This window comes from Variovorax sp. CAN15, assembly GCF_030462475.1.
GTDB lineage: Bacteria > Pseudomonadota > Gammaproteobacteria > Burkholderiales > Burkholderiaceae_C > Variovorax.
Map to the genome: position 1 here is coordinate 25,797 of NZ_JASMRZ010000005.1, position 25,303 is coordinate 51,099.

The 25,303-nt window shown below is 68.6% G+C and carries 22 protein-coding genes; 11 read left to right on the forward strand and 11 right to left on the reverse strand.

The window, feature by feature from the left end:
* Positions 1–80: 80 nt before the first annotated feature.
* Both QMO14_RS05945 and QMO14_RS05950 read right to left on the reverse strand, forming a co-directional pair.
* Complete coding sequence (locus QMO14_RS05945) at positions 81–545, reverse strand: hypothetical protein (protein ID WP_301505445.1); 465 nt, start codon at positions 543–545, stop codon at positions 81–83.
* A gap of 79 nt (positions 546–624) precedes the next feature.
* Complete coding sequence (locus QMO14_RS05950; protein WP_301505447.1) at positions 625–1,374, reverse strand: TerC family protein; 750 nt, start codon at positions 1,372–1,374, stop codon at positions 625–627.
* A gap of 496 nt (positions 1,375–1,870) precedes the next feature.
* Here QMO14_RS05950 and QMO14_RS05955 point away from each other — a divergent pair, with 496 nt between their 5' ends.
* Both QMO14_RS05955 and QMO14_RS05960 read left to right on the forward strand, forming a co-directional pair.
* Complete coding sequence (locus QMO14_RS05955; RefSeq protein WP_301505449.1) at positions 1,871–2,350, forward strand: DUF3717 domain-containing protein; 480 nt, start codon at positions 1,871–1,873, stop codon at positions 2,348–2,350.
* A gap of 2 nt (positions 2,351–2,352) precedes the next feature.
* The gene (locus QMO14_RS05960; RefSeq protein ID WP_301505451.1) at positions 2,353–2,658 is read left to right on the forward strand and encodes a DUF2007 domain-containing protein; all 306 of its coding nucleotides are present in this window, start codon (positions 2,353–2,355) and stop codon (positions 2,656–2,658) included.
* 10 nt (positions 2,659–2,668) lie between these two features.
* On the opposite strand, the gene QMO14_RS05965 is transcribed toward QMO14_RS05960, so the two are convergent.
* Both QMO14_RS05965 and purB read right to left on the reverse strand, forming a co-directional pair.
* Positions 2,669–3,229 carry a YaeQ family protein gene (locus QMO14_RS05965; protein ID WP_301505453.1) on the reverse strand — a complete coding sequence of 187 codons (561 nt, stop codon included), beginning with the start codon at positions 3,227–3,229 and terminating at the stop codon, positions 2,669–2,671.
* Positions 3,229–4,608, reverse strand: a complete 1,380-nt coding sequence (gene purB, locus QMO14_RS05970; RefSeq protein ID WP_301505454.1) for an adenylosuccinate lyase — start codon at positions 4,606–4,608, stop codon at positions 3,229–3,231. Before purB ends, QMO14_RS05965 begins: the two co-directional genes overlap by 1 nt.
* Before the next feature lie 131 nt (positions 4,609–4,739).
* On the opposite strand from purB, the gene QMO14_RS05975 reads away from it, so the two are divergent.
* Positions 4,740–5,351, forward strand: a complete 612-nt coding sequence (locus QMO14_RS05975) for a glutathione S-transferase N-terminal domain-containing protein (RefSeq protein ID WP_301505456.1) — start codon at positions 4,740–4,742, stop codon at positions 5,349–5,351.
* A gap of 51 nt (positions 5,352–5,402) precedes the next feature.
* Here the strand turns inward: QMO14_RS05975 and QMO14_RS05980 are convergent, their stop codons facing one another.
* Positions 5,403–6,623, reverse strand: coding sequence for a cyclopropane-fatty-acyl-phospholipid synthase family protein (locus QMO14_RS05980; RefSeq protein ID WP_301505604.1), 1,221 nt, complete (start codon positions 6,621–6,623; stop codon positions 5,403–5,405).
* A gap of 447 nt (positions 6,624–7,070) precedes the next feature.
* Positions 7,071–7,685, reverse strand: a complete 615-nt coding sequence (locus QMO14_RS05985; RefSeq protein WP_301505458.1) for a glutathione peroxidase — start codon at positions 7,683–7,685, stop codon at positions 7,071–7,073.
* A 129-nt stretch (positions 7,686–7,814) separates the two neighbouring features.
* Between QMO14_RS05985 and QMO14_RS05990 the strand changes: the two genes are divergently transcribed.
* From QMO14_RS05990 to QMO14_RS06000, 3 genes are all read left to right on the forward strand, one after another.
* On the forward strand, positions 7,815–8,672 hold the full coding sequence (locus tag QMO14_RS05990) for a ferritin-like domain-containing protein (RefSeq protein WP_301505460.1): 858 nt from the start codon (positions 7,815–7,817) through the stop codon (positions 8,670–8,672).
* A 95-nt stretch (positions 8,673–8,767) separates the two neighbouring features.
* Positions 8,768–9,658 (forward strand): RNA polymerase sigma-70 factor, encoded by an 891-nt coding sequence (locus tag QMO14_RS05995; RefSeq protein ID WP_301505462.1) that lies wholly within the window; start codon positions 8,768–8,770, stop codon positions 9,656–9,658.
* Positions 9,659–9,745: 87 nt separating this feature from the next.
* On the forward strand, positions 9,746–10,207 hold the full coding sequence (locus tag QMO14_RS06000) for a carboxymuconolactone decarboxylase family protein (RefSeq protein WP_301505464.1): 462 nt from the start codon (positions 9,746–9,748) through the stop codon (positions 10,205–10,207).
* Positions 10,208–10,211: 4 nt separating this feature from the next.
* On the opposite strand, the gene QMO14_RS06005 is transcribed toward QMO14_RS06000, so the two are convergent.
* Together QMO14_RS06005 and glnE are read right to left on the reverse strand one after the other, a co-directional pair.
* On the reverse strand, positions 10,212–11,423 hold the full coding sequence (locus tag QMO14_RS06005; protein ID WP_301505465.1) for a septal ring lytic transglycosylase RlpA family protein: 1,212 nt from the start codon (positions 11,421–11,423) through the stop codon (positions 10,212–10,214).
* On the reverse strand, positions 11,416–14,229 hold the full coding sequence (gene glnE, locus QMO14_RS06010; protein WP_301505467.1) for a bifunctional [glutamate--ammonia ligase]-adenylyl-L-tyrosine phosphorylase/[glutamate--ammonia-ligase] adenylyltransferase: 2,814 nt from the start codon (positions 14,227–14,229) through the stop codon (positions 11,416–11,418). The genes QMO14_RS06005 and glnE overlap by 8 nt, the downstream gene beginning before the upstream one ends.
* A 25-nt stretch (positions 14,230–14,254) precedes the next feature.
* Between glnE and QMO14_RS06015 the strand changes: the two genes are divergently transcribed.
* The 4 genes from QMO14_RS06015 (at position 14,255) to QMO14_RS06030 (ending at position 22,252) form a co-directional block, all read left to right on the forward strand.
* Complete coding sequence (locus QMO14_RS06015) at positions 14,255–18,496, forward strand: YhdP family protein (protein ID WP_367618150.1); 4,242 nt, start codon at positions 14,255–14,257, stop codon at positions 18,494–18,496.
* Positions 18,493–19,308 carry a carbon-nitrogen hydrolase family protein gene (locus QMO14_RS06020; protein WP_301505471.1) on the forward strand — a complete coding sequence of 272 codons (816 nt, stop codon included), beginning with the start codon at positions 18,493–18,495 and terminating at the stop codon, positions 19,306–19,308. The genes QMO14_RS06015 and QMO14_RS06020 overlap by 4 nt, the downstream gene beginning before the upstream one ends.
* 138 nt (positions 19,309–19,446) lie before the next feature.
* Positions 19,447–21,489 (forward strand): ATP-binding protein, encoded by a 2,043-nt coding sequence (locus QMO14_RS06025; RefSeq protein ID WP_301505473.1) that lies wholly within the window; start codon positions 19,447–19,449, stop codon positions 21,487–21,489.
* Between the two features lie 136 nt (positions 21,490–21,625).
* Complete coding sequence (locus QMO14_RS06030; RefSeq protein ID WP_301505475.1) at positions 21,626–22,252, forward strand: response regulator transcription factor; 627 nt, start codon at positions 21,626–21,628, stop codon at positions 22,250–22,252.
* Between the two features lie 204 nt (positions 22,253–22,456).
* Here the strand turns inward: QMO14_RS06030 and QMO14_RS06035 are convergent, their stop codons facing one another.
* From QMO14_RS06035 to QMO14_RS06045, 3 genes are all read right to left on the reverse strand, one after another.
* Positions 22,457–23,023 (reverse strand): OmpA family protein, encoded by a 567-nt coding sequence (locus tag QMO14_RS06035; protein ID WP_301505478.1) that lies wholly within the window; start codon positions 23,021–23,023, stop codon positions 22,457–22,459.
* Between the two features lie 90 nt (positions 23,024–23,113).
* Complete coding sequence (locus tag QMO14_RS06040; protein ID WP_301505480.1) at positions 23,114–23,773, reverse strand: OmpA family protein; 660 nt, start codon at positions 23,771–23,773, stop codon at positions 23,114–23,116.
* A 197-nt stretch (positions 23,774–23,970) separates the two neighbouring features.
* Positions 23,971–24,135 (reverse strand): hypothetical protein, encoded by a 165-nt coding sequence (locus tag QMO14_RS06045; protein WP_301505482.1) that lies wholly within the window; start codon positions 24,133–24,135, stop codon positions 23,971–23,973.
* On the opposite strand from QMO14_RS06045, the gene QMO14_RS06050 reads away from it, so the two are divergent.
* The gene (locus QMO14_RS06050) at positions 24,134–25,282 is read left to right on the forward strand and encodes a murein transglycosylase A (protein ID WP_301505483.1); all 1,149 of its coding nucleotides are present in this window, start codon (positions 24,134–24,136) and stop codon (positions 25,280–25,282) included. The genes QMO14_RS06045 and QMO14_RS06050 overlap by 2 nt on opposite strands.
* Positions 25,283–25,303: the final 21 nt, after the last annotated feature.

Below are 25,303 nucleotides of genomic sequence, written 5' to 3' on the forward strand. Positions count from 1 at the left end.
CCCAGGGCCCGCAAAAGACAACGAGCCCCGGTGCGTTGCCGCGCCGGGGCTCGTCGGGGATGAGGTTTCTTCCTGCGGCCCTACTCGGCCAGCTCGTTCGCCAGCACCAGCAGCGCGCCCATGCCCATCACCGCGCCGGGAAAGGCCCAGCCCGACTGCTGGGGCGGCGTCTGGTCCGGCGTCACCGGCTCCAGGTCGACGCCGACCTTCGGGCGGCGTGCATCGACCACGTGAATGGCCGAATGCTCGCGCTTGAGCTGGGCCGTCAGTTCGGCCAGCGGGCCCTTGGCCAGCACCGGCGTCACCTGCCCGCCGTTGCGCTCCAGCAGCGGCGTCATCTGCGCCTGCACCTTGCTGAACCACTTGGCCCGCCAGTTCTCGCGCGCGCTGTGGCTCACCCACTTGCTGATGCGGTGCGTCATGCGCGGAGCGCAGGCCACGAGCACCCAATGGCGCGCCACGACACTGTTCGCATCCGGCGCCAGTTCGGCGAACTGCTCGCAGGCGTAGGTGACGTCGTCGACGTAAAGAATGATCTTTTCCATGGCGTGCTCCTTCAGGTAGTTAGAGTGGCAGAGACTGGTTTGGACGGGGAGTTCGTCGTGGGGCAATGAGCGCCGGCGTTCAGCCGGTCGTCACCGCCGGTTCCTCGTGCTTGTTGCGGGCGTTGCGCGCGGCCACCCACTTGCCGATCGCCAGCACCAGCAGCGCACCGAAGACGCCGGCTGCGTACTTGATCACGTCGGTCTGAGGCACCTTCGGCACCCAGGTCCAGGCGGCTGTGTTTGCCAGAGCCGGGTCGGAAACGGCCATCGTGCCGGCGATCCAGCCCAGCAGCATGCCGCCGGCCGTGATGATCATCGGGAACTTGTCCATCAGCTTGATGACCAGCTGGCTGCCCCAGACGATGATCGGGATGCTCACGAGCAGGCCGAAGATGACGAGCGGCATCTGGTGGCTTTCGCCGGCGCCTTGGGCGGCGCCCGCAATGGCGATCACGTTGTCGACGCTCATCACGAGGTCGGCCACGATCACGGTCTTGACCGCGCCCCACAGCTTGTCGCTGCCGGAGATATTGCCATGGCCGTCGTCGTGTTCTGGGGCCAGCAGCTTGACGCCGATCCACAGCAGCAGGATCGCGCCCACCAGCTTCAGGAACGGGATGGCCAGCAGGGTCAGCGCGAAGAAGATCAGAACCACGCGCAGCGCGATCGCGCCCGCGGTACCCCACAGGATGCCTTGCGTGCGCTGGGCCGGCGGGAGCTTGCGGCAGGCCAGCGCGATCACCACGGCGTTGTCGCCGCCCAGCAGGATGTCGATCATGATGATCTGACCGACCGCGACCCAGAACTCCGGGGTCATGAACATTTCCATAGCTTTCCTCTTTTGTCTTCGCGCCCCTGTCTCTCCCTTCAGGGGTGACGACGGAAGGCGCATGTCTATGCGTTTCGATTCATCCCATGCGGGGTGGGTCGAAAGCGAGGAATGAAGGCCGGGTGACTCCGGGGCTTGCGAACGCTTCGACCAAACCTGCACAGGTTCAAATCGAAGGTCTTGCTCGACAGCGCTCGCGCGAAGAATCGCGCGTACGTTGCCCGACAGGCCGGAAGTGTTTTGCTTCGTATTGACGACCTGACGATTCGCGCCGCCGTGGACAACGGCGCTCGGGAGCTACTCCCCTTCGTGCGGCGGATTAGAGCATCCAAGCTCTGGGTGGCGCAATCGAAAGTTTTCAGAAATTTAAGGAGAACTGCTTTGGAATGCGCATGGATAAAAGGCTTGACGCTCTTGTTTTCATAGCATTCATGTCCCTTCGGCACCTCGGGACATTGCCGGACTATGATCGCCGTCCGCCGATTTTTCACGCTCCATGGCCGCCATACACATCACCGACATCGAGGCCGCCATCAACTACTGGCGCGAGAAGACCCCGTCGCCCGACGGCGTCACGCTGGGCCCCGAATTGCGGGCGCTGGCCGAGGTCTACGCGCTCATGGTCTTCCATCACGAGGACGAGGTCGACGAGGTCGGCTTTCCGCAGAAGGCCTGGGCCGCCTGGATGGCCTGGTACGACAGCACGCCCGACACGCCCTGCATCGCGGTCTGCTCCACCAGCCAGGGCGACGACGAATGCAAGGGCTGCGGCCGCAGCTTCGACGAGGTGCAGTTCTGGCCCGGCATGTCGCCCGTCGAGAAACGCGCCACGTGGCGCCGCATCACCATGGAAGACTCGGCCTGGCGCTTCAACCGCTACGCCGAGCGCGCACGCGAGGCGGAGCGCGATCCGTCATCGCCGGCTGCCGACGAGCCCGAGTTCGACCCCGACGACGAGAAGAACTGGGCCCCCTGACCATGCGCCGCCTCGCGCAAGCTCCCAACCTCGCGATCGCGACCGTGTGGGCGCACGCCTTGTGCGAGGAGGGCGTGGCCGCCACCGTGCAGCGCGAATTCCTCGGCGCGGTGATGGGCCAGCTGCCGCCCGACCAATGCCTGCCCGAGATCTGGATCGACGATGAGGCCCAGTTCGACCTTGCCAAGAAGCTGCTGCACGAACTGCAGCACCGCCCGCAGCGCAGCTGGCTGTGCGTGTGCGGCGAGCAGGTCGAAGGGGGCTTCGAGCAGTGCTGGCAGTGCGGCGAGATGATGCCGGCCGCCTAGCCGTGCGGTATTACTTCCAGCGAAGCAGTTCCACGTCGATGCTGTTGACGCCGTCGCCCAGCGTCAGCGTGTTCTCCTGGATCGTCGCCTGCAACTGCATGCTGCGCTGCGCGAGTGCGGCCAATGCCTGCGAGGCTGCCGTCGGCACGCGATACACCTTGAGGTTCTGCGGCCGCGTGAGCTTGTTCTCGATGCCGCGCCACCATATCTCGGCCGCGTGGTTGAAGGCGTAGACGATCACCTCGTCCGCCTTGCCGCAGGCCTTGATGATGGGCTTGTCCTCCGGCTGGCCGACCTCGATCCAGATCTTCACCTCGCCGGTGAAGTCGCGCAGCCACACGTCGGGTTCGTCGACGTTCGACAGGCCGGCGCCGAAGGCCAGCGTGCCGTCGCCATTGCACACGTCCTGCAGCTGGTGCGCGTTGAGCGCGAGCGCGACCAGCCGGATCATCATCCGCTCGTCGGTTTCGCTCGGGTGGCGCGCCAGCGTGAGTGCGTGGTCGGCGTAGTAGCCGTGGTCGATGTCGGCCACCGCGAGGGCGGCCTTGAAGATGGTGGACTTGAGGGCCATCAGACGCGCTTGGCCAGCTCGGCAGCCTTGCCGACGTAGCTGGCCGGCGTCATCGCCAGCAGGCGGGCCTTTTCCTCTTCCGGAATTTCCAGCGAGCGGATCAGCCCGTGCAGCGCCTCGGCCGTCACGGTCTTGCCGCGCGTCACTTCCTTGAGCTGCTCGTAGGCGCCCTGCACCCCGTAGCGGCGCATCACCGTCTGGATGGGCTCGGCCAGCACTTCCCACGAGGCCTCCAGGTCTTCGGCCAGCGCGTCTTCGTTGAGCTCGAGCTTGCCCAGGCCGGTGGCCAGGCTCGCGTAGGCCAGTGTGGCGTAGCCGAAGCCCACGCCGATGTTGCGCAGCACCGTGCTGTCGGTCAGGTCGCGCTGCCAGCGGCTGATCGGCAGCTTCTCGCTCAGGTGGCGCAGCACCGCGTTGGCCAGGCCCAGGTTGCCCTCGGCGTTCTCGAAGTCGATCGGGTTGACCTTGTGCGGCATCGTGGAGGAGCCGATCTCGCCCTTCTTCAGGCGCTGCTTGAAGTAGCCCAGGCTCACATAGCCCCAGATGTCGCGCGAGAAGTCGATCAGGATGGTGTTGGCGCGGGCCACCGCGTCGAACAGCTCGGCCATGTAGTCGTGCGGCTCGATCTGGATGCTGTAGGGCTGGAAGCTCAGGCCCAGGCCCAGCGGTGCGGGCGTTTCCACGACCTTGCGGCTGAAGGCTTCCCAGTCGAAGTCGGGCCAGGCGGCCAGGTGGGCGTTGTAGTTGCCGACCGCGCCATTCATCTTGCCCAGCAGCTTCACCGCGGCGATCTGCTCGCGGGCCTTCGACAGGCGCACCGCCACGTTGGCGATTTCCTTGCCCACGGTGGTCGGGCTGGCGGTCTGGCCGTGCGTGCGCGAGAGCATCGACACGCCGGCGAACTGGTGCGCCATCTCGCGCAGCTTGGCGATCAGGCCGTCGATGGCCGGCAGCACCACCTTGTCGCGCGCGGCCTGTATCTGCAGGGCGTGGCTGGTGTTGTTGATGTCCTCGCTGGTGCAGGCGAAGTGCACGAACTCGGCGGCGGCGAGCAGTTCGGGCCGGGCCTCGAACTTCGACTTGATCCAGTATTCGACCGCCTTCACGTCGTGGTTGGTGGTCTTCTCGATCTCCTTGATGGCCAGCGCGTCGGCCTCTGAAAAGTGGGACACAAGGCCCAGCAGGTACTTGCGCGCGCCGCCGGTCAGCGGCTTGAATTCGGCGAAGCCGCAGTCGGACAGCGCAATGAACCACGCCACCTCGACTTGCACGCGCCGGTGCATGTAGCCCTGCTCGCTCATCAGCGGACGCAACGCCGCGAGTTTGGCCGCGTAGCGGCCGTCAAGGGGGGAAAGGGCGGAAACGGTGGAAAAGCTCATGCCCGAATTTTAGGCGGCGCCCGCCCGGCCGGGCCGCCAGGGCGCTTTGGGGGGCGAATCGGGCTCTGGTTTTCCCGTTCACCTAAAATGCCTATTAACAAACGTCATCAATGCATAGGGAGAGAGCCTGCATGAAACTGATCGGATCCGCCGCCAGCCCCTACGTGCGCAAGGTGCGCGTGGTGCTGGCCGAAAAGCGGCTCGATTACCAGTTCGTGATCGAAGACGTCTGGTCTGCCGACACCACGATCTCCAACTCCAACCCGCTCGGCAAGGTCCCCTGCCTGATCATGGAAGGCGGCGAAGCGATGTTCGACTCCCGCGTGATCGTCGAATACCTGGACACCCTGTCCCCGGTCGGCAAGCTGATTCCGCAACAGGGCCGCGAGCGCGCCGAGGTCAAGACCTGGGAGGCGCTGGCCGATGGTGTCATGGACGCCGGCGTGCTCTGGCGCCTGGAAGCCACCTGGTCCGGCCGCGGCGACGGCGAGCGCAGCGCCGCCTGGATCGAGCGCCAGCGGGGCAAGGTCGAGGACGGCATCGCCGCCATGGCCAAGGGCCTGGGCGACAAGCCCTTCTGCAGCGGCATCCACCTGAGCCTGTCGGACATCGCCGTGGGCTGCACGTTGGGCTGGCTGGACCTGCGCTTCCCCGAGATCGACTGGCGCAAGGACAACGCCAACCTCGCGAAGCTCTACGACAAGCTGATGCTGCGGCCCAGCTTCATCGACACCAAGCCCTGAACTGGCGGGGGGCTCCACGAGGGAAGGGCGCCACGGGGCGCTTTTTTTTCTTCAGCGCCTGCGCAGCGTGTACTGCACCACGTCGATGTTTGCCTGCGAGAACGCCGCCTCGCAGTAGGCCAGGTAGAACTCCCAGATCCGCATGAAGCGCTCGTCGAAGCCCAGCTGCAGGATGCGGCCGCGCTGCCCGAGGAAGCTCTCGCGCCAGCGGTGCAGCGTCTCGGCGTAGTCGGCGCCGAAGGCGAATTCGTCCGCCACCTCCAGCCCCGCGGCCTCGGCTTCGCGACGGAACTCGCGCGGACAGGGCAGGCAGCCGCCCGGGAAGATGTACTGCTGGATGAAGTCGGTCGAGTCGACATAGCGGTCGAAGAGCGCGTCGTCGATCACGATGCTCTGCACGCAGGCACGGCCGCCCGGCTTGAGCAGGCGGCTCACGGTCCGGAAATAGGTCGGCCAGTAATCGCGGCCCACGGCTTCCACCATCTCGATGGAGCAGATTGCGTCGAACGGCGCGTCGTCGATGTCGCGGTAATCCTGCAGGCGCAAGTCGGCCGCGAGGCCGGCTGTGCGCTGCCGGGCATAGGCAAGCTGCTCGGTCGACAAGGTCACGCCCGTCACCGAGGCGCCGAAGTCGAAGGCCGCCATCTCGGCGAGCGCGCCCCAGCCGCAGCCGATCTCCAGCACGCGGTCGCCGGGCCTCACGCGCGCCGCCTCGAGCGCGCGGCGCACCTTGGCGCGCTGCGCCTCGGGCATGGGCTTCGACAGGTCGCCCTCGAACCAGGCCGACGAGTAGTTCATCGTCTCGTCGAGCCAGAGCTTGTAGAACGTGTTGCCCAGGTCGTAGTGCGCGTGGATGTTGCGCGAGCTGCCGGCCTTGCTGTTGCGGTTCAGCAGATGCCGCAAGCGGTAGAGCAGGCGGCCGGGCCAGCTGCCGTACACCACGTCCTCGATGGCGCGGCGGTTGGCGATGAACACCTTGATGAGCTCGGTGAGGTTGGGTGTGGTCCAGTCGCCGGCGATGTAGCTCTCGGCGAAGCCGATGTCTCCAGACTTGAGCGCGGCCTTGCAGGCTTTCCAGTTGCGCAGCGTGAGCGAGGCCGTGGGGCCTGTGCCAGGTGTGGCGCCGAAGTGCCGCACCGAATCATCGGGCAGGCGCACCGTGAGCGAGCCGCAGGAAAGGCGCTGCAGCAGAGCGAGCACGGTGCGAGCCGCAGCGGGCGCTTTCCTGGGGCGTGTGAAAGGGCGGGTGCGGCTGACTTCGCCGAAACCCATCAGCGGCATGGCCTTCGCGCAGGACATGCCGGGAGCTTCGCCTTGGGTTCGTCCCTGCACCGGGGGGAGATCGTCGTTTTCGGCCATGACCTGTTTACGCACGATCCCGGGAACCGGATTCAGCAAGCAAACGGCCGGAGGAACCGGGGCTTGAGCTACGGCGCAACCCCGGCCCGAATACAAAAATGCTGCGAGGCGCCCCGACGCGAAGGAGGGAGGGAGGGAGGAGGAGAAGAATCGCCTCGGGATTTCGACCAGACGGCAAGCGCCCGGAAGACCTCGCAACATGAAAACCGGCGGGCAGTCACTGCCCACGCGATTTAGGAGCGCAGCATCGGCGGCACGGTTCCCGCCTGGTTTGTAAACGTTTGTTCCAGCGAATTCAGGGCGGCCTGGCCGTATCGGCAACCGGGGTTGCCAAGGCGGTCTGGTGCGAACTGGTCCATATCAATTCGGCCCGAGCTGCTGCTCGATGACGCTCACGAAGCCGTTCTCGTCCGGCGCTGTCATGCTCGACCACGCCTGCACCACCTTGCCGTCGCGCCCGATCAGGTACTTGTAGAAGTTCCACTTCGGAGTGGTGCCGGAGGCCTGCGCGAGCTGCTTGAACAGCGGATTCGCGTCGGTGCCGCGTACCGATGACTTGGCGAACATCGGGAATTTGACGCCGAAGGTGCTTTCGCAGAAATCGGCGATTTCCTTGTTGGAGCCCGATTCCTGGGCGAAATCGTTCGAGGGGAAGCCCAGCACCACCAGTCCGCGCGAGCGGTATTTCATGTCCAGCGACTCCAGTCCCTTGTACTGCGGGGTGAAACCGCAGAAGCTGGCCGTATTGACCACCAGGACCACCTTGCCGGAGTACTGGCACAGGGACTGGGGTTTTTCGTCCTGCAGCCGAGGGAAGGTGTGCTGCAGGATCGTCGGGCATCCCGCGGCTTCCGCCGGGGAGGGTGCTGCGGCTGCCGTCTGGGCGTGCGCCGGAAGGGGTGAAACCAGGCTCGCCACGAGGGAAACCGCAGGGGCGCAACGCCACAGCATCGACAATCGGAAGAGGGTTCGCATGGCGGGCTCCTGAATCAAGAAAGGGGTGGCGCATCCATGCCGCAAAGACGCGCGTACCCGCATCATCGCGCTTCTGTCATGGGCGCGCCAAACGGGCCGACTAAAATCGACGGCCTTAGAAAGATATAGATGCTCTATCCGGAACTCTTCAGACAACTCGAATCCGTCCGCTGGGACATGGACAAGGATATTCCCTGGCAGTCGTTCGACGCTTCCTTGCTGTCGGAAGAGCAGGCGCAGACCATCAAGATGAATGCCATCACCGAGTGGGCGGCACTGCCGGCTACCGAGATGTTCCTGCGCGACAACCGCCACGATAGCGATTTTTCCGCTTTCATGTCGATCTGGTTCTTCGAAGAGCAGAAGCACTCGCTGGTGCTCATGGAGTACCTGAAGCGCTTCAGCCCCAAACATGCACCCACCGAGGAAGAACTGCACGAAGTGCGCTTCGACTTCGACCCGGCCCCGCCGCTCGAAACCCTCATGCTGCATTTCTGCGGCGAAATCCGGCTCAACCACTGGTACCGCCGTGCCGCCCAGTGGCACACCGAGCCGGTCATCAAGCACATCTACACCACGCTGAGCCAGGACGAAGCCCGCCACGGCGGCGCCTACCTGCGCTACATGAAGCGCGCCATGGAAAAGTTCGGCGACGAGGCCCGTGCCGCGTTCACCAAGGTCGGCGTCCTGATGGCCAGCGCCCGCCGCACGGCGCAGGCCCTGCACCCGACGAACCTGCACGTCAACAAGGCGCTGTTCCCCAACGACACCATCCAGAGCCGCATGCCCGATCCAGACTGGCTCGAGCACTGGCTCGACAAGCAGATCAAATTCGATGCCGTCTGGGAAACCAAGGTTGGCGAGCGTATCCTGCACAACCTGAGCCTGCTGATGAACCGCAGCTTCAAGACAGTCCAGGAGCTCAACCGCTACCGCAAGGAACTGGCCGCCAGCCTCGGCCCCAAGCCTGAATATCAGGGCGCATAAGCCCGGGCACCGAGACCAGAAAACGCCCCGCATGCCGGGGCGTTTTTTTTGCAGAATCCATGTCACAAACCGGGGACGCTGGCCGTCTTTCCCGCATGGACGACGCAACCCTCACTTTCGACCGCCATCGCCCCCGCCTGCAGGGCATCGCCTACCGCATGCTCGGCTCCATGGCCGAGGCGGAAGAGGTGGTGCAGGACGCCTGGCTGCGCTGGCATGAAGCCGCCAGGGACTCGCTCGACAGCGCCGAAGCCTGGCTGGTGACCGTGGTCACGCGCCTGTCGATCGACCGGCTGCGGGCCGCGAAGGTCCAGCGCGAGCACTACATCGGCGCCTGGATGCCCGAGCCCACGCTGACCGGCGTGTCCGATTCGCCCGCCACGCCCGAACAGCTGCTCGAACGCGCAGACAACATCTCCGTCGCCTTCCTCGCCATGCTGGAGCGCCTTGCGCCAGAGGCCCGTGCCGCCTTCCTGCTGCGCGAGGTGTTCGACGCCGACTACGACGAGATCGCCCTCACCCTCGGCAAGACCGAGGCCGCCTGTCGCCAGCTCGTGCACCGCGCCAAGCTCCAGGTGCAGGAGGGGCGCCCGCGCTTTTCCGTGACGCGCGAGACCCACGAACGCCTGCTGCGCGCCTTTGCCGATGCCGCCGCACGCGGCAGCCTGCAAGACCTGAAGGCGCTGATGGCCGAGGACGCCGAACTCATCGGCGACGGCGGCGGCAAGGTGCAGACCTTCAGCAAGAGCCTGCAAGGCAGCCAGCGCGTGGCGCAACTCTACTTTGCGCTCTGGCGCCGCATGGGGCCGGCGGTGCGCATGGAAATCGTCGACATCAACGGCGAGCCGGGCATGCTGCGCTTTCTCGACGGCGAACTTGAATCGGCCCAGACCTTCGAGATCGAGGACGGCCGCATCGTGCGCATCCGCGCGCAGCGCAACCCCGACAAGCTGACGCGCATCGCACGGCTCTTTTCTTCGAAATAGTTCGCCCGGCGTGTCACAGGGCGTGGGGCCCGCCCGTCTTCAGTGGGTAAGCAGGCAGATTTCATCGCAACCCAACTGGAGAAACCCATGAACCCCACTTTGCGCCTCAACTGGTCCAAGCTCGCCCCGAAGTCCTTCGAGGCCTTCCTTTCGGTCAACGCCACCCTCGAGTCGAGCACGCTCGGCAATGTGCTGATCGATCTCGTCTTCGCCCGCGTCTCGCAGATCAACGGCTGCGCCTACTGCCTCGACATGCACGTGCGCGACCTGCGCAAGCAGGGCGAGGAATGGCAGCGCATCAACAGCCTGCCGACGTGGCGCGAGGTGAGCTTCTACAGCGACCGCGAGCGCGCCGCGCTGGCCTGGGCCGAGTCGCTCACGCGGCTGGCCGACCGCCACGACGAACGCGATGCCGAGTTCGCCGCGCTGAAGGCCAACTTCAACGATCAGGAAATCGCCGAGCTCTCGGTGGCGATTGCGCAGATCAACAGCTGGAACCGCCTGGGTGTCGGCATGCGCCTGCCCGTCGCGGCCAAGGCGATCGCCTGAAGGTTCAGCGCCGCTCCACCACCATCGGCGCGATACGCAGGCTGTCGCGCAACTGCGTGACCACCTCGCCCGCCGCGCTGCGCGACGGGAACGGCCCCGCCTGCAGCCGGTGCGTGCCCGCCTCGCTGAACACGCGCAGCTGCGGCGCCAGCGAAGGCAGGCCGTGCGCGGCCTGGTTCAACATGCTTTCAGCGCCGTCCCGTTCGCGGAACGCGCCGAGCTGCACCCAGAACCCCTGCAGCGCGGTGGAGGGCGCGGGTGCGCCCGCGGGCAACGGTGGCGGCGACGAAGGCGCGGCCTGCAGCGGCGCCAGGTCGGTCACCACGATGGCGGGGCGCGACGGCGGAATGGATGGCGGCGACTGCGCCGAATTCGGCTCGGCCCCCGCCGGCGGCATGGTGGCGATCGGCGTTTGCGGCGCGACCGGCATCGTGGAGGCTGGCGGCGGCAGGTTGTTGTAGCCGCTGCCGCTCGCGGCGACGGGCGTCGCCCACTGCACGGGCACCGCCACGGGCTGCTGAGCGTTCGACGGACGCGGCGAGGACGACGACGATGCCACGCGCACCGGAACGAACGGCGCGGCAGGTGCGGCCGCAGGCGCTGCCGCCGCATACGCCGTTCCCGAGTCGCGCCGCCATGCACCCGTGCGGATGTCCTCGTTCGTGATCCGCTCGATCTCCACCGGCGCCACGCCGCGCAGCAGGTCGAGCTTGAGCGCGGCCGTGTAGCTCAGATCGATGATGCGGCCGTCCACGAAGGGCCCGCGGTCGTTCACGCGCACGATCACCTCGCGCCCGTTGGCCGGGTTGCGCACGCGCACGTAGCTCGGCAGCGGCAGCGTCTTGTGCGCGGCCGTCATGGCGTACATGTCGTAGGGCTCGCCGCTGGACGTGGACGCCGCATGGAACTTGCGCCCATACCACGAGGCCAGCCCCGACTCGCGGAACGGCCGGTCGTCGGTGATCGGCACATAGCCGCGGCCCAGCACCGTGTAGGGCTTGCTGGTGCCTCCACTGGAGCGGATCGGCTCGATGCGCGGTTCCGCGTCGGGCACGTTCGCGAGGTCGGGCGGAATGTTGGTGCCGGGGCCGTCGCGGCCGCTGCCCACGCCGCCGCCGCTGCGCGGACCGCTGGCGCAGCCCGCAAGCAGAACGGCGACGGCTACCGCGCACGCCGCCAGCGCGGTGGTGGCTGGGGAGCGGGCTCCCTCAGCCAAATACTGCCTTCCACAGCGCGAGCATGGCGTCGCGCTCGGCCGCCAGCGCGGGCGGCGTGACCTGCGTGGGCTCTTCGTTGAGCCGCGCGCGATGCTGCACGCGGCGCAGCTCGCGATAGGCCCGCGCCGCGCTGCGGCCCACGCCTTCGGGCAGCAGCCCGGCCAGTTCGGCGCGCAGCAGCAGCGCGATGTTGCCCACGTTCGGAATCAGCTCTGGATGCTCGCCCGAGGACGACAGCACCAGGAACTGCACCGCGAACTCGGCATCGACCATGCCGCCGGGGCTGTGCTTCACGTCGAAGCGGTCGGCCTTCACCGGCCGCGCGCCGCGCAGCTTGTTGCGCATCGCGATGATCTCGGCCTTCAGCGCCTCGCGGTCGCGCGGCGCCACCAGCACGGCCTCGCGCACCTGGTCGAAGCGCGCGCCCAGCTCGGCGCCGTGGTCCTCGCTGCCCAGCACGAAGCGAGCGCGTGTCATGGCCTGGTGCTCCCAGGTCCACGCGGTGTTGCTGCCGCGGCCGAGCTGGTATTTCTCGTAGGCCTCGAAGCTGGTGGTCAGCAGGCCCGAGTTGCCGTTGGGGCGCAGGGCGGTGTCGATCTCGAACAGGTCGCCTTCGCGGGTCTTCACCGTGAGCCAGTTGATGAGCTTGCGCACGTAGGCCGCATAGACCTCGCCGGCGCGCTCGTCGTCATCGTCGTAGACGAACACGATGTCGAGGTCGCTGCCGTAGCCCAGCTCCTTTCCGCCCAGCTTGCCGTAGCCGATGATCGCGAACTGCGGCACCTCGCGGTGCCGGTTGCGCACATGCGGCCAGCACCAGCGGGCGGTCACGCGCAGCGTGGCGTCGGCCAGCGCGCTGAGGTCGTCGGCCACCTGCTCGACGGTGAGGCGGCCGTCCACGTCGCGCGCCAGCGTGCGGAACACCTCGGCGTGGTGCGCGTGGCGCAGCAGGTTCAGCAGGCGCTCCTCGTCGGCCTCGCCGGTGCGGGTGAGCGATGCATGGCGCGCGTCGAGCTCGCGCTCGAACTCGGCGGCGATGAAGCGGCCCGAGAGCATCTCGTCGCTCGCGAGCTCGTCGATCACGCCGGGGTGCTGCATCAGGTAGCGCGCGGGCCATCTGGCCGCACCCATCAGGCGCAGCAGCCGTTCCTGAACGGCGGGGCGCTCGACCAGCAGCGCCAGGTAGCTCTCGCGGCGCATCAGCGGCTCGATCCAGTCGGCCCAGCGCATGGCGGCGTCGACATGGCGCGGGGTCTGGCCCGCGCCGTCGCCGTCGGGTTCTTTCAGCCACAGACCGGTGCGCTGAACCAGCTGGCGCAGGCGCGCGCGGGTTTCCTCGCGCAGGGCCAGCACGCGGGGCTGCTCGCACCAGTCGCGGATGCGCTCGGCGAACACCGGGGGCAGGTCGCCGAGCAGGTCGGCCAGGTCGGCGGGGGCGGCGGACTTCTTGCCGCTGCACTTGCCGTTGCAGGGCTTCTCGCCGCCCAGCAGCTTGTCGAACTCCTGCGCGACGAACTCGCGGTGCGTGTCGAGCTGCTCGAGGAAGGGGCAGCAACTGGGGTAGCCCATGCTCTGGGCGATCCAGCGCAGGTCGTCGTCGGACACCGGCAGCACGTGGGTCTGCTGGTCGTCGAGGTACTGGATGCGGTGTTCGACGCGGCGCAGGAACTCGTAGGCCGCGGCCAGCGCATCGGCCGTTTCCTGCGGCATGAGGTTGGCGCGCGCCAGGCGCTGCAGCGCATCGAGCGTGGGCCGCGTGCGCAGCTCCGGAAACTGGCCGCCGCGCACTACCTGCAGCAGCTGCACGGTGAATTCGATCTCGCGGATGCCGCCGCGCGAGAGCTTCACGTCGTTGGCACGCTCGGGGCGCCCGGCGCTGCGGCGCGCCGACTGCTCGCGGATCTGCCGGTGCAGCACGCGCAGCGAATCGAACACGCTGTAGTCGAGGTAGCGGCGGAACACGAAGGGCAGCACCGCGCCGCGCAGTCCCTGGGCGTGGCCCGCGAGCACGATGTCGCGCGGCGCGACCACGCGGCTCTTCATCCAGGCGAAGCGTTCCCACTCGCGGCCCTGCACCTGGAAATATTCTTCCAGCGCATCGAGCGAGACCACGCTGGGGCCCGAGTTGCCGTTGGGCCGCAGCGCCAGGTCGACGCGGAACACGAAGCCGTGCTCGGTGGTGTCGCCCACCAGCGCATAGATGCGTTTCACGGCGCGCGCGAAGTACTCCTGGTTGGCCAGCCGGCCGCGCCCGTCGGCGTCGCCCTGGGTCTCGCCGTCGACGTCGTAGAGGTAGATCAGGTCGATGTCGCTGGACACGTTGAGCTCGCGCGCGCCGAGCTTGCCCATGCCCACGATCCACAGCTGCGCGCGCTGGCCTTCGGGGCCGAGCGGGGCGCCGTGGGCCGCGTCGAGTTCGCGGCAGGCTTCCTGGCACGCAATGTCGAGTGCCAGCTCGGCCAGCTCGGTGACGGCGGTGGTCACCACGGCCAGCGGAGCCTGCTCGTCGCAATCAAGAGTTACAAGCCGCTCCATCACGAGCTGCCGCACAATCCTCAGTGCATCGCCGACGCCGTCCCCACGCTGGCGCAGTGCCTCGTAAGCCACCGTCATCGATTCGCGCCGCGGCGCGCCAGGGGGAAGCAATGAAAGCTCGGCTGCATACCTGCGGCGCAGGCGCTGCACGAATCTCGAATACGACGAGAAGGCCTCTTTCGGCGCCGAAGAATCGGGAGAAATGGTGTCTGGCAACTGGTTCACACCGATGCTGGTTTCCGTGGAACCCCTCTGAATGCTGGCGGTCATAATTCCGGACACAGCGCGATCCTCAATGAACGACACGGCGTCTTCCCCTTCACGTCTGCTCAAAATCACCGCTGTGACGGCGCGCTGGCTGCTGGGTCTGTTGATCGCTGCATGGCTTCTGCTGGCGCTGTCAGTCGTTGTCCTACACGCGTGGATTGTGCCGCGAATCGGCGATTTCCGAGACGCGCTGGAGGCGCAGGCTAGCAAGGCCATCGGCGTGCCGGTGCGCATCGGATCGATCACCGCCCGCTCCGAAGGGCTTTTCCCGGCCTTCGAACTGCGCGACGTGGTGCTGCAGGATGCGGACAAACGCGAGGCCCTTCGCCTCGCGCGCGTGGTGGCCAGCGTGTCGCCGCGCTCGCTCTGGCGGCTCAATTTCGAGCAGCTCTACATCGAGGGCCCGCAGCTCGACGTGCGCCGCGACACTCAGGGAAAACTCCATGTGGCTGGTTTGCACATGGAGACCGACACCACCGGAGAGACCCGCGGCGCCGATTGGTTTTTCGCGCAGCGCGAGCTGGTCATCGAAGGCGGCACCGTGCGCTGGACCGACGAGCAGCGCCAGGCCGAACCCCTGCTGCTGACCGACGTGCGCTTCGTCGCGCGCAACAGCGCCCGGCGCCACGGCCTGCGGCTCGACGCCACGCCGCCGGCCGGCTGGGGCGAGCGCTTCACGCTGCGCGGCCAGTTCCGCCAGCCGCTGCTGTCCATCCGCAGCGGCCACTGGCAGACCTGGGACGGCCAGATCTACGCCGACCTGCCCTACATCGACGTGACCCGTCTCGGCCAGTACGTTTCGCTCGACGCTCGCATCCGCGAGGGCAACGGCGCGCTGCGCCTGTGGGCCGACGTGGACGACGGCCAGGTCGTCGGCGGCGCGGCCGACCTGGGGCTCGACAAGGTCGACGTGTCGCTCGACAAAGGCCTTCAGCCGCTGGTGCTGCGCACCGTCACCGGCCGCCTCTCGGGCCAGCTTACCGAGGAGACGCTGGAGTTCGCCACCACCGCACTGCAGTTCGACACCAGCGACGGCATGCGCTGGCCCGGCGGCAATCTGTGGCTGCAGCACACGCCCAGCAGGGGCCGCACGCCGGAGCACGGCGCGCTGCGCGCCGACCGGCTCGACCTGGCCGCGCTCGCCCTCATCGCCGACCGGCTGCCGCTGGGCGACGCCACGCACCGTGTGCTCAACGCCTATGCGCCGCGCGGCCTGGTCGAACACGTCGACCTGAACTGGCAGGGCTCGCTGGGCGCGCCCACCCGCTACCAGGCCAAGGGCCGGGTCAGCGGACTGCGCATCGCCTCGCAGCCGGCGGCCGCCGATGCCACGGCGGGACCGCCGCAGCAGGCGCCCGCCGCGCCCGTCGCGGTGCCCACCGCGGTGGCGACGACCGTCTCCACGGCCACCGCCGCCACCGCCGCCCCGCACCGAACCCGCACCGGCACCCCCGGCCTGAGCGGCGCCACGGTCGACTTCGACGCCACCCACGCCGGCGGCACCGCCACGCTGGCCATCGCGAAGGGCACGCTCGAATTCCCGGGCGTGTTCGAGGAGCCGGTCATCCCGGTCGACAGGCTCTCCACGCAGCTGCAATGGAAGCTCGACAGCGGCAACGGCAGCGCCCAGCTGCAGATGTCCAGGCTGAGCTTCGCCAACGCCGACGCCGAGGGCGAGGCCCAGGCCAACTGGCGCACCAGCGACCCGGCCACCTCGGGCAGCAAGTCCCGCTTTCCCGGCGTGCTCGACCTGCAGGGCAAGCTCACGCGCGCCGATGGCACGCGCGTGTTCCGCTATTTGCCGATGGACATTCCCCAGCACACGCGCGACTACGTGCGCGAGGCCGTCACCAAGGGCGTCGCGAGCAGCGTCGACTTCCGCGTGCGCGGCGACCTCCACGACATGCCCTTCAAGGACCCGAAGCAGGGCGATTTCCGCATCGCCGCCAAGGTGTCGGACGTCGACTATGCCTACGCGCCGCCCTCGATCACGAACGCCACGCCCTCGCGAAACGGCACGCCCGCGCGCATCTGGCCGGCGCTCACGGGCCTGTCGGGCGAACTGGTGTTCGAGCGCGACAGCATGCTGGTGCGCAACGCGAGTGGCCGCCTGGCCGGTACCACCGGTGTCGAGGTGACCAAGGGCGAGGCGCAGATCCCGGAGCTTTCGCACCACGCGCAGATGCTGCGCGTCGACGTGCAGGCCAAGGGCCCGCTGGGCGAGGTTCTGCGCGCGGGGGCGCCGCTGGCCGGCACCGAGCCGGGCGGCGTGGGCGAGATCATGCAGGCCGCGCGCGCGACCGGTTCGGCCGACTACAAGCTGCGCCTCGAATTGCCCCTGGAGGCCATGGACAACGCCAAGGTGCAGGCCAGCGTGGTGCTGGCCGGCAACGAGCTGCAGGTGGTGCCCGAGGCGCCGGCGTTCACCCAGGCCAAGGGCACGGTCAGCTTCACCGAAACCGGCTTCTCGCTGGCCGGCGTGCAGGCGAAGCTGCTCGGCGGCGATGTCCGCCTGGAAGGCCGGGGCCGCTTCTCCGGCCCCAACCGCGAGGTCGCGCTGAAGGCCCAGGGCACGGCCACCGCCGAAGGCCTGCGCGGCGCGCGCGAGGTCGACTGGCTCGCGCGCCTGGCGAAGAAGGCCACCGGCAGCACGTCCTACGCCGCCACCTTCTCGGTGCGCGACGGCGCACCCGAGTTCTTGCTCACCAGCAGCCTGCAGGGCCTGGCGCTGGAGCTGCCGCAGCCGCTGGTGAAGACGGCCGAGGAGCAGATGCCTCTGCGCATCGAGAAGAAGGTGCTCGCGCGCGAAACCACGAAACAGGGCGCCGCCGTGGCGACGCAGGACCAGCTCTCGCTGGACCTCGGCCGCGTCGGCGCCATCCAGTACGTGCGCGAACTCGCCGGGGGCGAGGCGCGCGTGCTGCGCGGCAGCATCGGCGTGGGACTCGCGCAGGGCGAGACGGCCAGCCTTCCCGACAAAGGCGTGTTCGCGAACGTCAACGTCGCCAAGCTCGACATGGCCGCCTGGCAGGCGCTGCTCGGCGAGGCCGCCGGCACGGGCGCGGAGGCCCCGGAGCGCCCCGACGATCCGTCGATGGCCTACCTGCCCACGCGCATCGCGGTGCGCGCGCAGCAGCTGGGCATCGCGGGCCGCACGCTGCACAACGTGGTGCTCGGCGGCACGCGCGAGGGCAGCGTCTGGCGCGCCAACATCGACGCCACCGAGCTCAGCGGCTATGCCGAGTACCGCCACGCGCAGGCCGGGCGCCTCTACGCGCGGCTCGCGCGGCTGAAGATCGCGCCCTCCGAGGCCACGCAGGTCGAGACCCTGCTCGACGAACAGCCCGGCAACCTGCCGGCGCTGGACATCGTCATCGACGACTTCGAGCTGCTGGGCAAGCGCCTCGGCCGCGCCGAGATCGACGCGGTCAACCGCGGCGGCGCGGGACGCGAATGGGCGCTCAACAAGCTGACCTTCACCATGCCGGAGGCCAGCTTCGCGGCCAAGGGCACCTGGGCCGCCGTGCCCGGCGCCGCGGCCGGCCAGCGCCGTACCGCCATGAACTTCAGGCTCGACATCGCCGACGCCGGCGAACTGCTCACGCGATTCGGCATGCCGGGCGTGCTGCGGCGCGGGCGCGGAAGGATGGAAGGCGACGTCAACTGGCGAGGCTCGCCCTTCTCGCTCGACTACCCGAGCCTGGGCGGGCAGCTGCAACTCGACGTGGAGCAGGGCCAGTTCCTCAAGGCCGACCCGGGGCTCGCCAAGCTGCTGGGCGTGCTGAGCCTGCAGGCGCTGCCGCGCAGGCTCACGCTCGATTTCCGCGACGTGTTCAGCGAGGGCTTCGCCTTCGACTTCATCCGCGGCGACGCGAAGATCAGCAAGGGCATCGCCAGCACCAACAACCTGCAGATGAAGGGCGTCAACGCCGCCGCGCTGATGGACGGCTCGGCCGACATCGTGCGCGAGACGCAGAACCTGCGCGTGGTGGTGGTGCCAGAGATCAACGCCGGTACCGCGGCGCTCGTGGCCACGGCCATCAACCCGGCCATCGGCCTGGGCACCTTCCTTGCGCAATGGGTGCTGAGCAAGCCGCTTGCGGCGGCGGCAACGCAGGAGTTCCACGTCGAGGGCACCTGGACCGATCCCAAAATAGCGAAGGTGCCGCGTTCGCTGCAGCTGCTGCCCCAGAGCATTCCCGGCATCCCCGGGCTGCCGCCCGCCTCGCAGACAGCGGACGACGGCAAGAAAACGGAGACCAAGCAATGAAAGTCGCAGCCATCCAGATGGTGTCGGCCATCGCCCGCGAAGCCAACCTCGCGCGTGCCCACGACCTGCTCGCGCAGGCCGCCGCGGCCGGCGCCGAACTCGCGGTGCTGCCCGAGTATTTCTGCATGATGGGCGCGCGCGACACCGACAAGCTGGCCCTGCGCGAGACGGCCGGCGCGGGCATGGTGCAGGGCTTCCTGGCCGATGCGGCGCGCGAGTTCGGGCTGTGGATCGTCGGCGGCACGCTGCCCATCGAGAGCACCGACGCCGATCACGTGTTCAACAGCTCGCTGGCCTTCTCGCCCGACGGGCGATGCGTGGCGCGCTACGACAAGATCCATCTCTTCTTCTTCGACAACGGCACCGAGCGCTACGACGAGCGCCGCGTCATCGCGCCCGGCGCGAAGCCGGTGGTGTTCGAGTTGCCCTCGCGCGACGGCCACCGCTGGCGCGTGGGCATGAGCGTGTGTTACGACCTGCGCTTTCCCGAGCTGTACCGGGCGCTTGCCAAGCAGGGCGCCGACCTGCTGCTGGTGCCCAGCGCCTTCACCCGCACCACCGGCGCCGCGCACTGGGAGGTGCTGCTGCGCGCCCGCGCCATCGAGAACCTGGCCTGGGTGGTCGCGCCCGCGCAGGGCGGCACGCACGAGAACGGCCGCCAGACCTGGGGCCAGTCGCTGGTCGTCGATCCGTGGGGCACGGTGGTGGCGCAGCAGGCCACCGACGAAGGCGTGGTGCTGTTCGACATCGACGCCGCGAAGGTGCAGAGCTCGCGCACACAGTTGCCGGTGCTCTCGCACAGCGTGATCTAGAAATGACCCCCAGGCTTCGCGCACTTCGTGTCGCTGCGCCAACCCCCTCGCCGGGGGCAACACCGGCGGCCCGGCAAAGCCGGTTCCGCGGTGTTCCCGGAACAAGCCGCTTACCTTGCGTGCGGCGGTGTTGCCGGTATGTCTGATGCGCTGGTGACCGTTGGGCCGCAGCGATGGGCGCTGCTGGCCTATGCGCGGCTGCGCTCGCTGTGGCAGCGCTGGTTCCTGTGGCTGCTGCTGGCGGTGCTGGTGTCGGTGCTGCTGGTCACGGTGGTGTGGCTCGCGGGCCGGCACGAGGTCGAGCAGGTGCAGGCAGCGCTCGACCGCGACACCGCCGACGCCGTCGCCGACCTGCGCAGTGGCTTCCAGCGCAATGCGCAGAGCCTGCGCGCCACGCAGGCGCCCGGCGCCGATCCCGCGAAGTGGCCGGAGGTGGCCGCCGCGCTGCTGCGCGAGCACCGCGAGTGGCTGCGTCTCGAATGGCGCGATTCGGCGCTGCGCCCGCTGCAGGCCGTCAACACGCCCTACCGCATGCGTGTGCTCGACGAGGACACGCGCGGCCCCGATCAGTCCGATGTGTCGCTGGCCTGCGCCGCGGCGCGCAAGCTGGGTGCGTCGGCCTATTCGCCGAGCCACTACGTGCCCATCGCGGGCGGCGGCGGCATCGAGGTGATGGAGCTGTGCGTGCCCATCGATGCAGGCGGGTATCTGGTGGCCAGCTATTCGCTGCGCGATGCGCTGATCGAGCTGGTCGGCCCCACGCTCACGCGCGGCCAGGAAGTTGCCTTCACCGAGGCCGACGGTACCCGGCTGGTGGCGCTGGGCAGCTCGCGGCGCACCGGCACGCGCGTGTTCACCTCGCAGCAGCTCATCGACCTGCCGGGCGCCGCGCTGATGCTGCGCGTGGACGGCTGGCGCGCGGCACCCGACCTGTTCCCGAACATGCTCACGGCGCTGGTCACCGCGATCTCCATCGCGCTGGTGTCGGTGCTGGTGCTGCTCGCGCGCGACACCCGCCGCCGCCTGCGCGCCGAGCGCGACCTGGCCGACGCGCTGGCCTTCCGCAAGGCGATGGAAGACTCCGTCATCACCGGCCTGCGCGCGCGCGACCTGCGCGGCCGCATCACCTACGTGAACCCGGCCTTCTGCGAGATGGTGGGCTTCAGCCCCGAGGAACTGATGGCGGACAACGCCGAGGCTCCCTACTGGCCCACCGAGCTGGCCCACGAGTACCAGCAGCGGCAGGCACGCCGGCTTGCGGGCGGCATGCCGCCGCGCGAGGGCTTCGAGTCGGTCTTCATGCGCAAGGACGGCACGCGCTTTCCGGTGCTCATCTTCGAAGCACCGCTGATCAATGCGCACAAGGTGCAGACCGGCTGGATGAGTGCGTTCATCGACGTGAGCGAGCAGCGCCGCATCGAGGAGCTCTCGCGTGCCAGCCAGGAGCGCCTGCAGGCCAGCGCGCGGCTGGCCACGGTCGGCGAGATGGCCTCGCTGCTGAGCCACGAGCTCACACAGCCGCTGGCCGCCATCGCCAGCTACGCGAGCGGCTCGCTCAACCTGCTGGGCCCGAACGCCAAGGGCGACCAGGGCGAAGTCGCGATGGCGGTGAAGCGCATCGCCGAGCAGGCCGACCGCGCGGGGCAGGTGATCCGCAGCGTGCACGACTTCGTGCGCCGGCGCGACCGCGCGCGCGAGGCCGTGGCGCCGCAGGCGCTGATCGACGCGGTGCTGCCGCTGGTGCGGCTGCAGGCGCGCAAGCTCGGCGTGATCATCGAGGTGGTGCTCGAAGACCGCCTGCCCGCCGTCATGTGCGACCGCACCCTGGTCGAGCAGGTGCTGCTGAACCTCGCGCGCAACGCGATGCAGGCCATGGACGGCCCCGACAATGTCGGCAGCCGCGTGCTGCGGTTGCGCGTGGCGCGCGCCGCCGCGATGGGCGCCACGGGCCAGGAGGACGGCCGGCGCTGGATCGAGTTCTCGGTGGCCGACCTGGGCAGCGGCATCAGCGAGGAGGTCGCAGAGCGGCTCTTCACGCCCTTCTTCACCACCCGCGCCGACGGCATGGGGCTCGGCCTGAGCCTTTGCCGCACGGTGGTGGAGCAGCACGGCGGCGCGCTCGTGTTCGAGCCCAACAAGCCGCGCGGTACCGTGTTCAGGTTCACTCTGCCGAGTACATGATCCACCCCCAGGCTTCGCGCATTTCGCGTCGCTTCTCCTTCCCCCTCGCCGGAGGCGACACCTGCGGCCCGGCGAAGCCGGTTCCGCGGGGCCTTCGAAGGGCCCGCGCCCGTTTTTGGAATTGAATTGAATTGATATGCAACCGCTGATCGACGGCTTGATCTTCATCGTGGACGACGACGCCAGCGTGCGCGAGGCGCTGGCCTGGCTGCTGCGCTCGCGGCGCCTGGCCAGCGAGCACTTCGCGAGCGCGGAGGCGTTCGAGCAGTTCCTCGACCAGGGCCCGCTGCCGCAGCAGCCGCTGTGCCTGCTGCTGGACGTGCGCATGCCCGGCACCAGCGGGCTGGTGCTGTTCGACCGGATCGTCGAGCGCGGCCTGCTGCCCGCGATGCCGGTGATCTTCCTGACCGGCCATGCCGACGTGCCCACGGCCGTCGACGCGGTCAAGCGCGGTGCTTTCGATTTCTGCGAGAAGCCCTTCTCGGACAACGCGCTGGTCGATCGCATCGAGCATGCGTTGAACGCGTCGCTTCAGGCGCTGGAAGTGCAGCGCGCGCGCAGGGGGCTGGCCGAGCGCGTCGGCGAGCTGACCGAGCGCGAGCGCGACGTGATGCGGCTGGTGGTCGAGGGCCTGCCCAACAAGCTCATCGCCGACCAGCTCGCGATCAGCGTGCGCACGGTGGAGGTCCACCGCGCGCGCGTGTTCGACAAGATGGAAGTGAAGTCGGCCGTCGAGTTGGCCAACCGTCTACGAGAACTCTAGCCCCGGATTCTTCGCAGAACACCGCGGAACCGGCTTCGCCGGGCCGCAGGTGTTGCCCCTGCAAGGGGGTTGGCGCAGCGACACGAAGTGCGCGAAGCCTGGGGGTTAGCCCAAGACCACCGCGGAACCGGCTTCGCCGGGCCGCAGGTGTTGCCCCCTGCAAGGGGGGTGGCGCAGCGACACGAAGTGCGCGAAGCCTGGGGGTTAGCCCTTCTCCGCCACGAAGATCTCGACGCGGCGGTTCTGCGCGCGGCCGGCGGCCGTGCCGTTGTCCGCCAGCGGCTCGCGCGAGCCGCGGCCGTCGGTGGTGATGGCGGTGGTCGAGACGCCGCGGCTCACGAGGTGGTTGCGCACGCTGTCGGCGCGGCTCACCGAGAGGCGCTCGTTGCCTTCCTCGCTGCCGGTGTTGTCGGTGTGGCCCACCACGCGCACGCTGGCGGCTGTGGCGCTCTTCAGGCCTTCGGCGACCTTGTCGAGCACCTGCGCGAAGTTGCGCTTGACGTTGGCGCGGCCAGTGTCGAACGACATCTCGTTCGGGATCACCAGATGGAGCTGGTTGTCGGCGGTCTGCTCGATCACCACGCCGGTTCCCTTGGTCGAGGTCTCGAGGTCGCTCTTCAGCGTGGCCAGGCGGGCCGTCCAGCTGTTGGCCGGCGCGGCGGCGGGCGCGGCTGCAGGCGCGGGTGCCGGCGGGGGGGCCGACTGCGATGCGCAGCCCGCGATGAACAGCAACGCGGCGGCTGCCGCACTCGAAACAACGAACTTCCTCATGAGATTCCCTCTTAATGGACCAATGGAACGGTAGTGGCGGGAACCGGCCTTTCAGCGCGACCGGTTTCCCTCTCGTGCGCCGGCGGTCGCTCAGCGTTGCGGTGCGCGCTCGCCCACGTAGATTTCGACGCGGCGGTTCTGTGCCCTGCCGGCGTCGCTGTTGTTGTCGGCGATCGGCTCGTGCGAACCGCGGCCTTCGATGCGGAAGATCGCCGCGTTCACGCCGCGCGCCACGAGGTAGTCGCGCGTGCTGGCGGCGCGTTCGACCGACAGGGGGTTGTTGATGGCGTCCGAGCCGGTGCTGTCGGTGTGGCCGATGATGCGCACCTCGGCGTTCGGGTTGCCGCGCAGGCCGCTGGCGAACTGGTCGAGCACCGGCGCGAAATTGGGCTTGATGTTGGCGCGGCCCACGTCGAAGGACACGTCGCTCGGGATCTGCAGCTTCAGCTCGTTGTTGGGCGTCTGCGTGACGGCCACGCCGGTGCCCTGCGTGGCGGCTTCCATCTGGCGCTTCTGGTTCTCCATGCGCTGCGACCACAGGTAGCCGCCGAGCGCGCCGGCCGCCGCGCCGAGCACCGCGCCAGTGCCGATGGCGCCGCGGTTGCCGCCGGTGGCCGAGCCGATCGCGGCGCCGCCGAGCGCACCGATGCCGGCGCCGATGCCGGTGTTGCGCTGCGTGTCGGTCATGCCGCCCGCGCAGCCCGAGAGGACGAGGGCGGCGGCGGTGGTGGCGAGTACGAATTTTTTCATGGCGATCCCTTTCAAGGTTGAATCAGACGGGCCACAGCTTAGCCTTCGGGGAGTGCGAGATGGTACGGGCTCAAAGCCCTGCGGAAAATAAGAAAAGTTTCGTCTTCGCGCATGAATGCTGCAATGATTGCTACTAAAGCAATAGCATTCGGGTGCTTGTCCGACACCGCCGCGCGGCTGGAGACTGCACAAGCAGTTCACGCTTCGGGCGGCGGCTTTCGGTCGGTGGTGCCGCGGCCGGCTTCGGGCTCGTCGTCGCCATCGTGCAATTCGCCCTTGTTGCGGCCCGAAAACATGGTCCACCAGATGATCAGGATGAACACGAGTCCCGCGGCGAGGGCTTCAAGCAGAATCAAACCCATGAGAAATGGACTCCAGTGGCTGGTCGGGCTTGTGATCGTAGCAACGCTCGCCGCCTGTTCCACCGGCCCTCGCACCCCCGAGGCTCCCATCCGCCCACCCGTCAGCCAGCCGCGCGACCTCGGTCCGCTCACCGGCTCGCTCGCGCATCCCAAGAGCCGCTGGGTGCCCGTCGGCTGGGGCGAGCTTCCCGGTTTCGGCGAAGACCCCTTGCACGAAGCGTGGATCGCGTTGCTGGCGAACTGCACGCGCCCCAACGCCGCCTTCGCGCCGCTGTGCCGCGACGTGCGCCAGCTGACCATCGCCACTCCCGAGGAGCAGCGCCAGTGGATGACCGAGCGGCTGCAGCCCTACCGCGTGGAGGCACTGAACGGCCAGATCGAAGGCAAGCTGACCAGCTACTACGAGCCGGTGTACGAGGCTTCGCGCGTGCCCACCGCCACCTTCAACGTGCCGATCTACCAGGCGCCCGACGGCCTCGTGCCGCGCCGTCCCTGGTACACGCGCCAGGAGATCGAGACCCTGCCCGAGGCACAGGCCGCGCTGCGCGGGCGCGAGATCGCATGGATGGCCGACCCCATCGATGCGCTGATGCTGCACATCCAGGGCTCCGGACGGCTGCGCATCACCGAGGCCAACGGCTGGCAGCACACCGTGCGCGTCGCCTTCTCGGCCACCAACGAGCAGCCCTACCGCAGCGTGCAGCAGTGGCTGATGAGCCAGGGCGTGGCCAAGGTCGGCAAGTGGCCGGACGACACCAAGGCCTGGGCCGCGCAGAACCCGCAGCGCGTGACGCAGATGATGTGGAGCAACCCGCGCTACGTGTTCTTCCGCGAAGAGACCATGAGCGAGGTCGACGCCGCCTTCGGCCCGCGCGGCGCGCAGGGCGTGCCGCTCACGGCCGGCCGCTCCATCGCGGTCGACCGCGAGAGCATTCCCTACGGCACGCCGGTGTGGCTGGCCTCCAGCGGACCGGCGGCGCAGTTGCAGAAGCTGGTGGTGGCGCAGGACACCGGCAGCGCCATCCTCGGCGCGGTGCGCGCCGACTATTTCGCCGGCACCGGCGCCGACGCGGGCCGCCTCGCGGCGAGCATGAACCAGCCGCTGAGGCTGTGGGCCCTGTGGCCGCGGCAGTTGCCGGCGCCTTGACGAAACGGTGGGCGGGGACGT

Bases quoted from the DNA above. Each gene is read 5' to 3' on its own strand.
- QMO14_RS05945 (WP_301505445.1), bottom strand. From the start codon at position 545: ATGGAAAAGATCATTCTTTACGTCGACGACGTCACCTACGCCTGCGAG.
- QMO14_RS05950 (WP_301505447.1), bottom strand. From the start codon at position 1,374: ATGGAAATGTTCATGACCCCGGAGTTCTGGGTCGCGGTCGGTCAGATC.
- QMO14_RS05955 (WP_301505449.1), top strand. From the start codon at position 1,871: ATGGCCGCCATACACATCACCGACATCGAGGCCGCCATCAACTACTGG.
- QMO14_RS05960 (WP_301505451.1), top strand. From the start codon at position 2,353: ATGCGCCGCCTCGCGCAAGCTCCCAACCTCGCGATCGCGACCGTGTGG.
- QMO14_RS05965 (WP_301505453.1), bottom strand. From the start codon at position 3,229: ATGGCCCTCAAGTCCACCATCTTCAAGGCCGCCCTCGCGGTGGCCGAC.
- purB (WP_301505454.1), bottom strand. From the start codon at position 4,608: ATGAGCTTTTCCACCGTTTCCGCCCTTTCCCCCCTTGACGGCCGCTAC.
- QMO14_RS05975 (WP_301505456.1), top strand. From the start codon at position 4,740: ATGAAACTGATCGGATCCGCCGCCAGCCCCTACGTGCGCAAGGTGCGC.
- QMO14_RS05980 (WP_301505604.1), bottom strand. From the start codon at position 6,623: ATGGGTTTCGGCGAAGTCAGCCGCACCCGCCCTTTCACACGCCCCAGG.
- QMO14_RS05985 (WP_301505458.1), bottom strand. From the start codon at position 7,685: ATGCGAACCCTCTTCCGATTGTCGATGCTGTGGCGTTGCGCCCCTGCG.
- QMO14_RS05990 (WP_301505460.1), top strand. From the start codon at position 7,815: ATGCTCTATCCGGAACTCTTCAGACAACTCGAATCCGTCCGCTGGGAC.
- QMO14_RS05995 (WP_301505462.1), top strand. From the start codon at position 8,768: ATGGACGACGCAACCCTCACTTTCGACCGCCATCGCCCCCGCCTGCAG.
- QMO14_RS06000 (WP_301505464.1), top strand. From the start codon at position 9,746: ATGAACCCCACTTTGCGCCTCAACTGGTCCAAGCTCGCCCCGAAGTCC.
- glnE (WP_301505467.1), bottom strand. From the start codon at position 14,229: ATGACCGCCAGCATTCAGAGGGGTTCCACGGAAACCAGCATCGGTGTG.
- QMO14_RS06015 (WP_367618150.1), top strand. From the start codon at position 14,255: ATGAACGACACGGCGTCTTCCCCTTCACGTCTGCTCAAAATCACCGCT.
- QMO14_RS06020 (WP_301505471.1), top strand. From the start codon at position 18,493: ATGAAAGTCGCAGCCATCCAGATGGTGTCGGCCATCGCCCGCGAAGCC.
- QMO14_RS06025 (WP_301505473.1), top strand. From the start codon at position 19,447: ATGTCTGATGCGCTGGTGACCGTTGGGCCGCAGCGATGGGCGCTGCTG.
- QMO14_RS06030 (WP_301505475.1), top strand. From the start codon at position 21,626: ATGCAACCGCTGATCGACGGCTTGATCTTCATCGTGGACGACGACGCC.
- QMO14_RS06035 (WP_301505478.1), bottom strand. From the start codon at position 23,023: ATGAGGAAGTTCGTTGTTTCGAGTGCGGCAGCCGCCGCGTTGCTGTTC.
- QMO14_RS06040 (WP_301505480.1), bottom strand. From the start codon at position 23,773: ATGAAAAAATTCGTACTCGCCACCACCGCCGCCGCCCTCGTCCTCTCG.
- QMO14_RS06050 (WP_301505483.1), top strand. From the start codon at position 24,134: ATGAGAAATGGACTCCAGTGGCTGGTCGGGCTTGTGATCGTAGCAACG.
- QMO14_RS06045 (WP_301505482.1), bottom strand. From the start codon at position 24,135: ATGGGTTTGATTCTGCTTGAAGCCCTCGCCGCGGGACTCGTGTTCATC.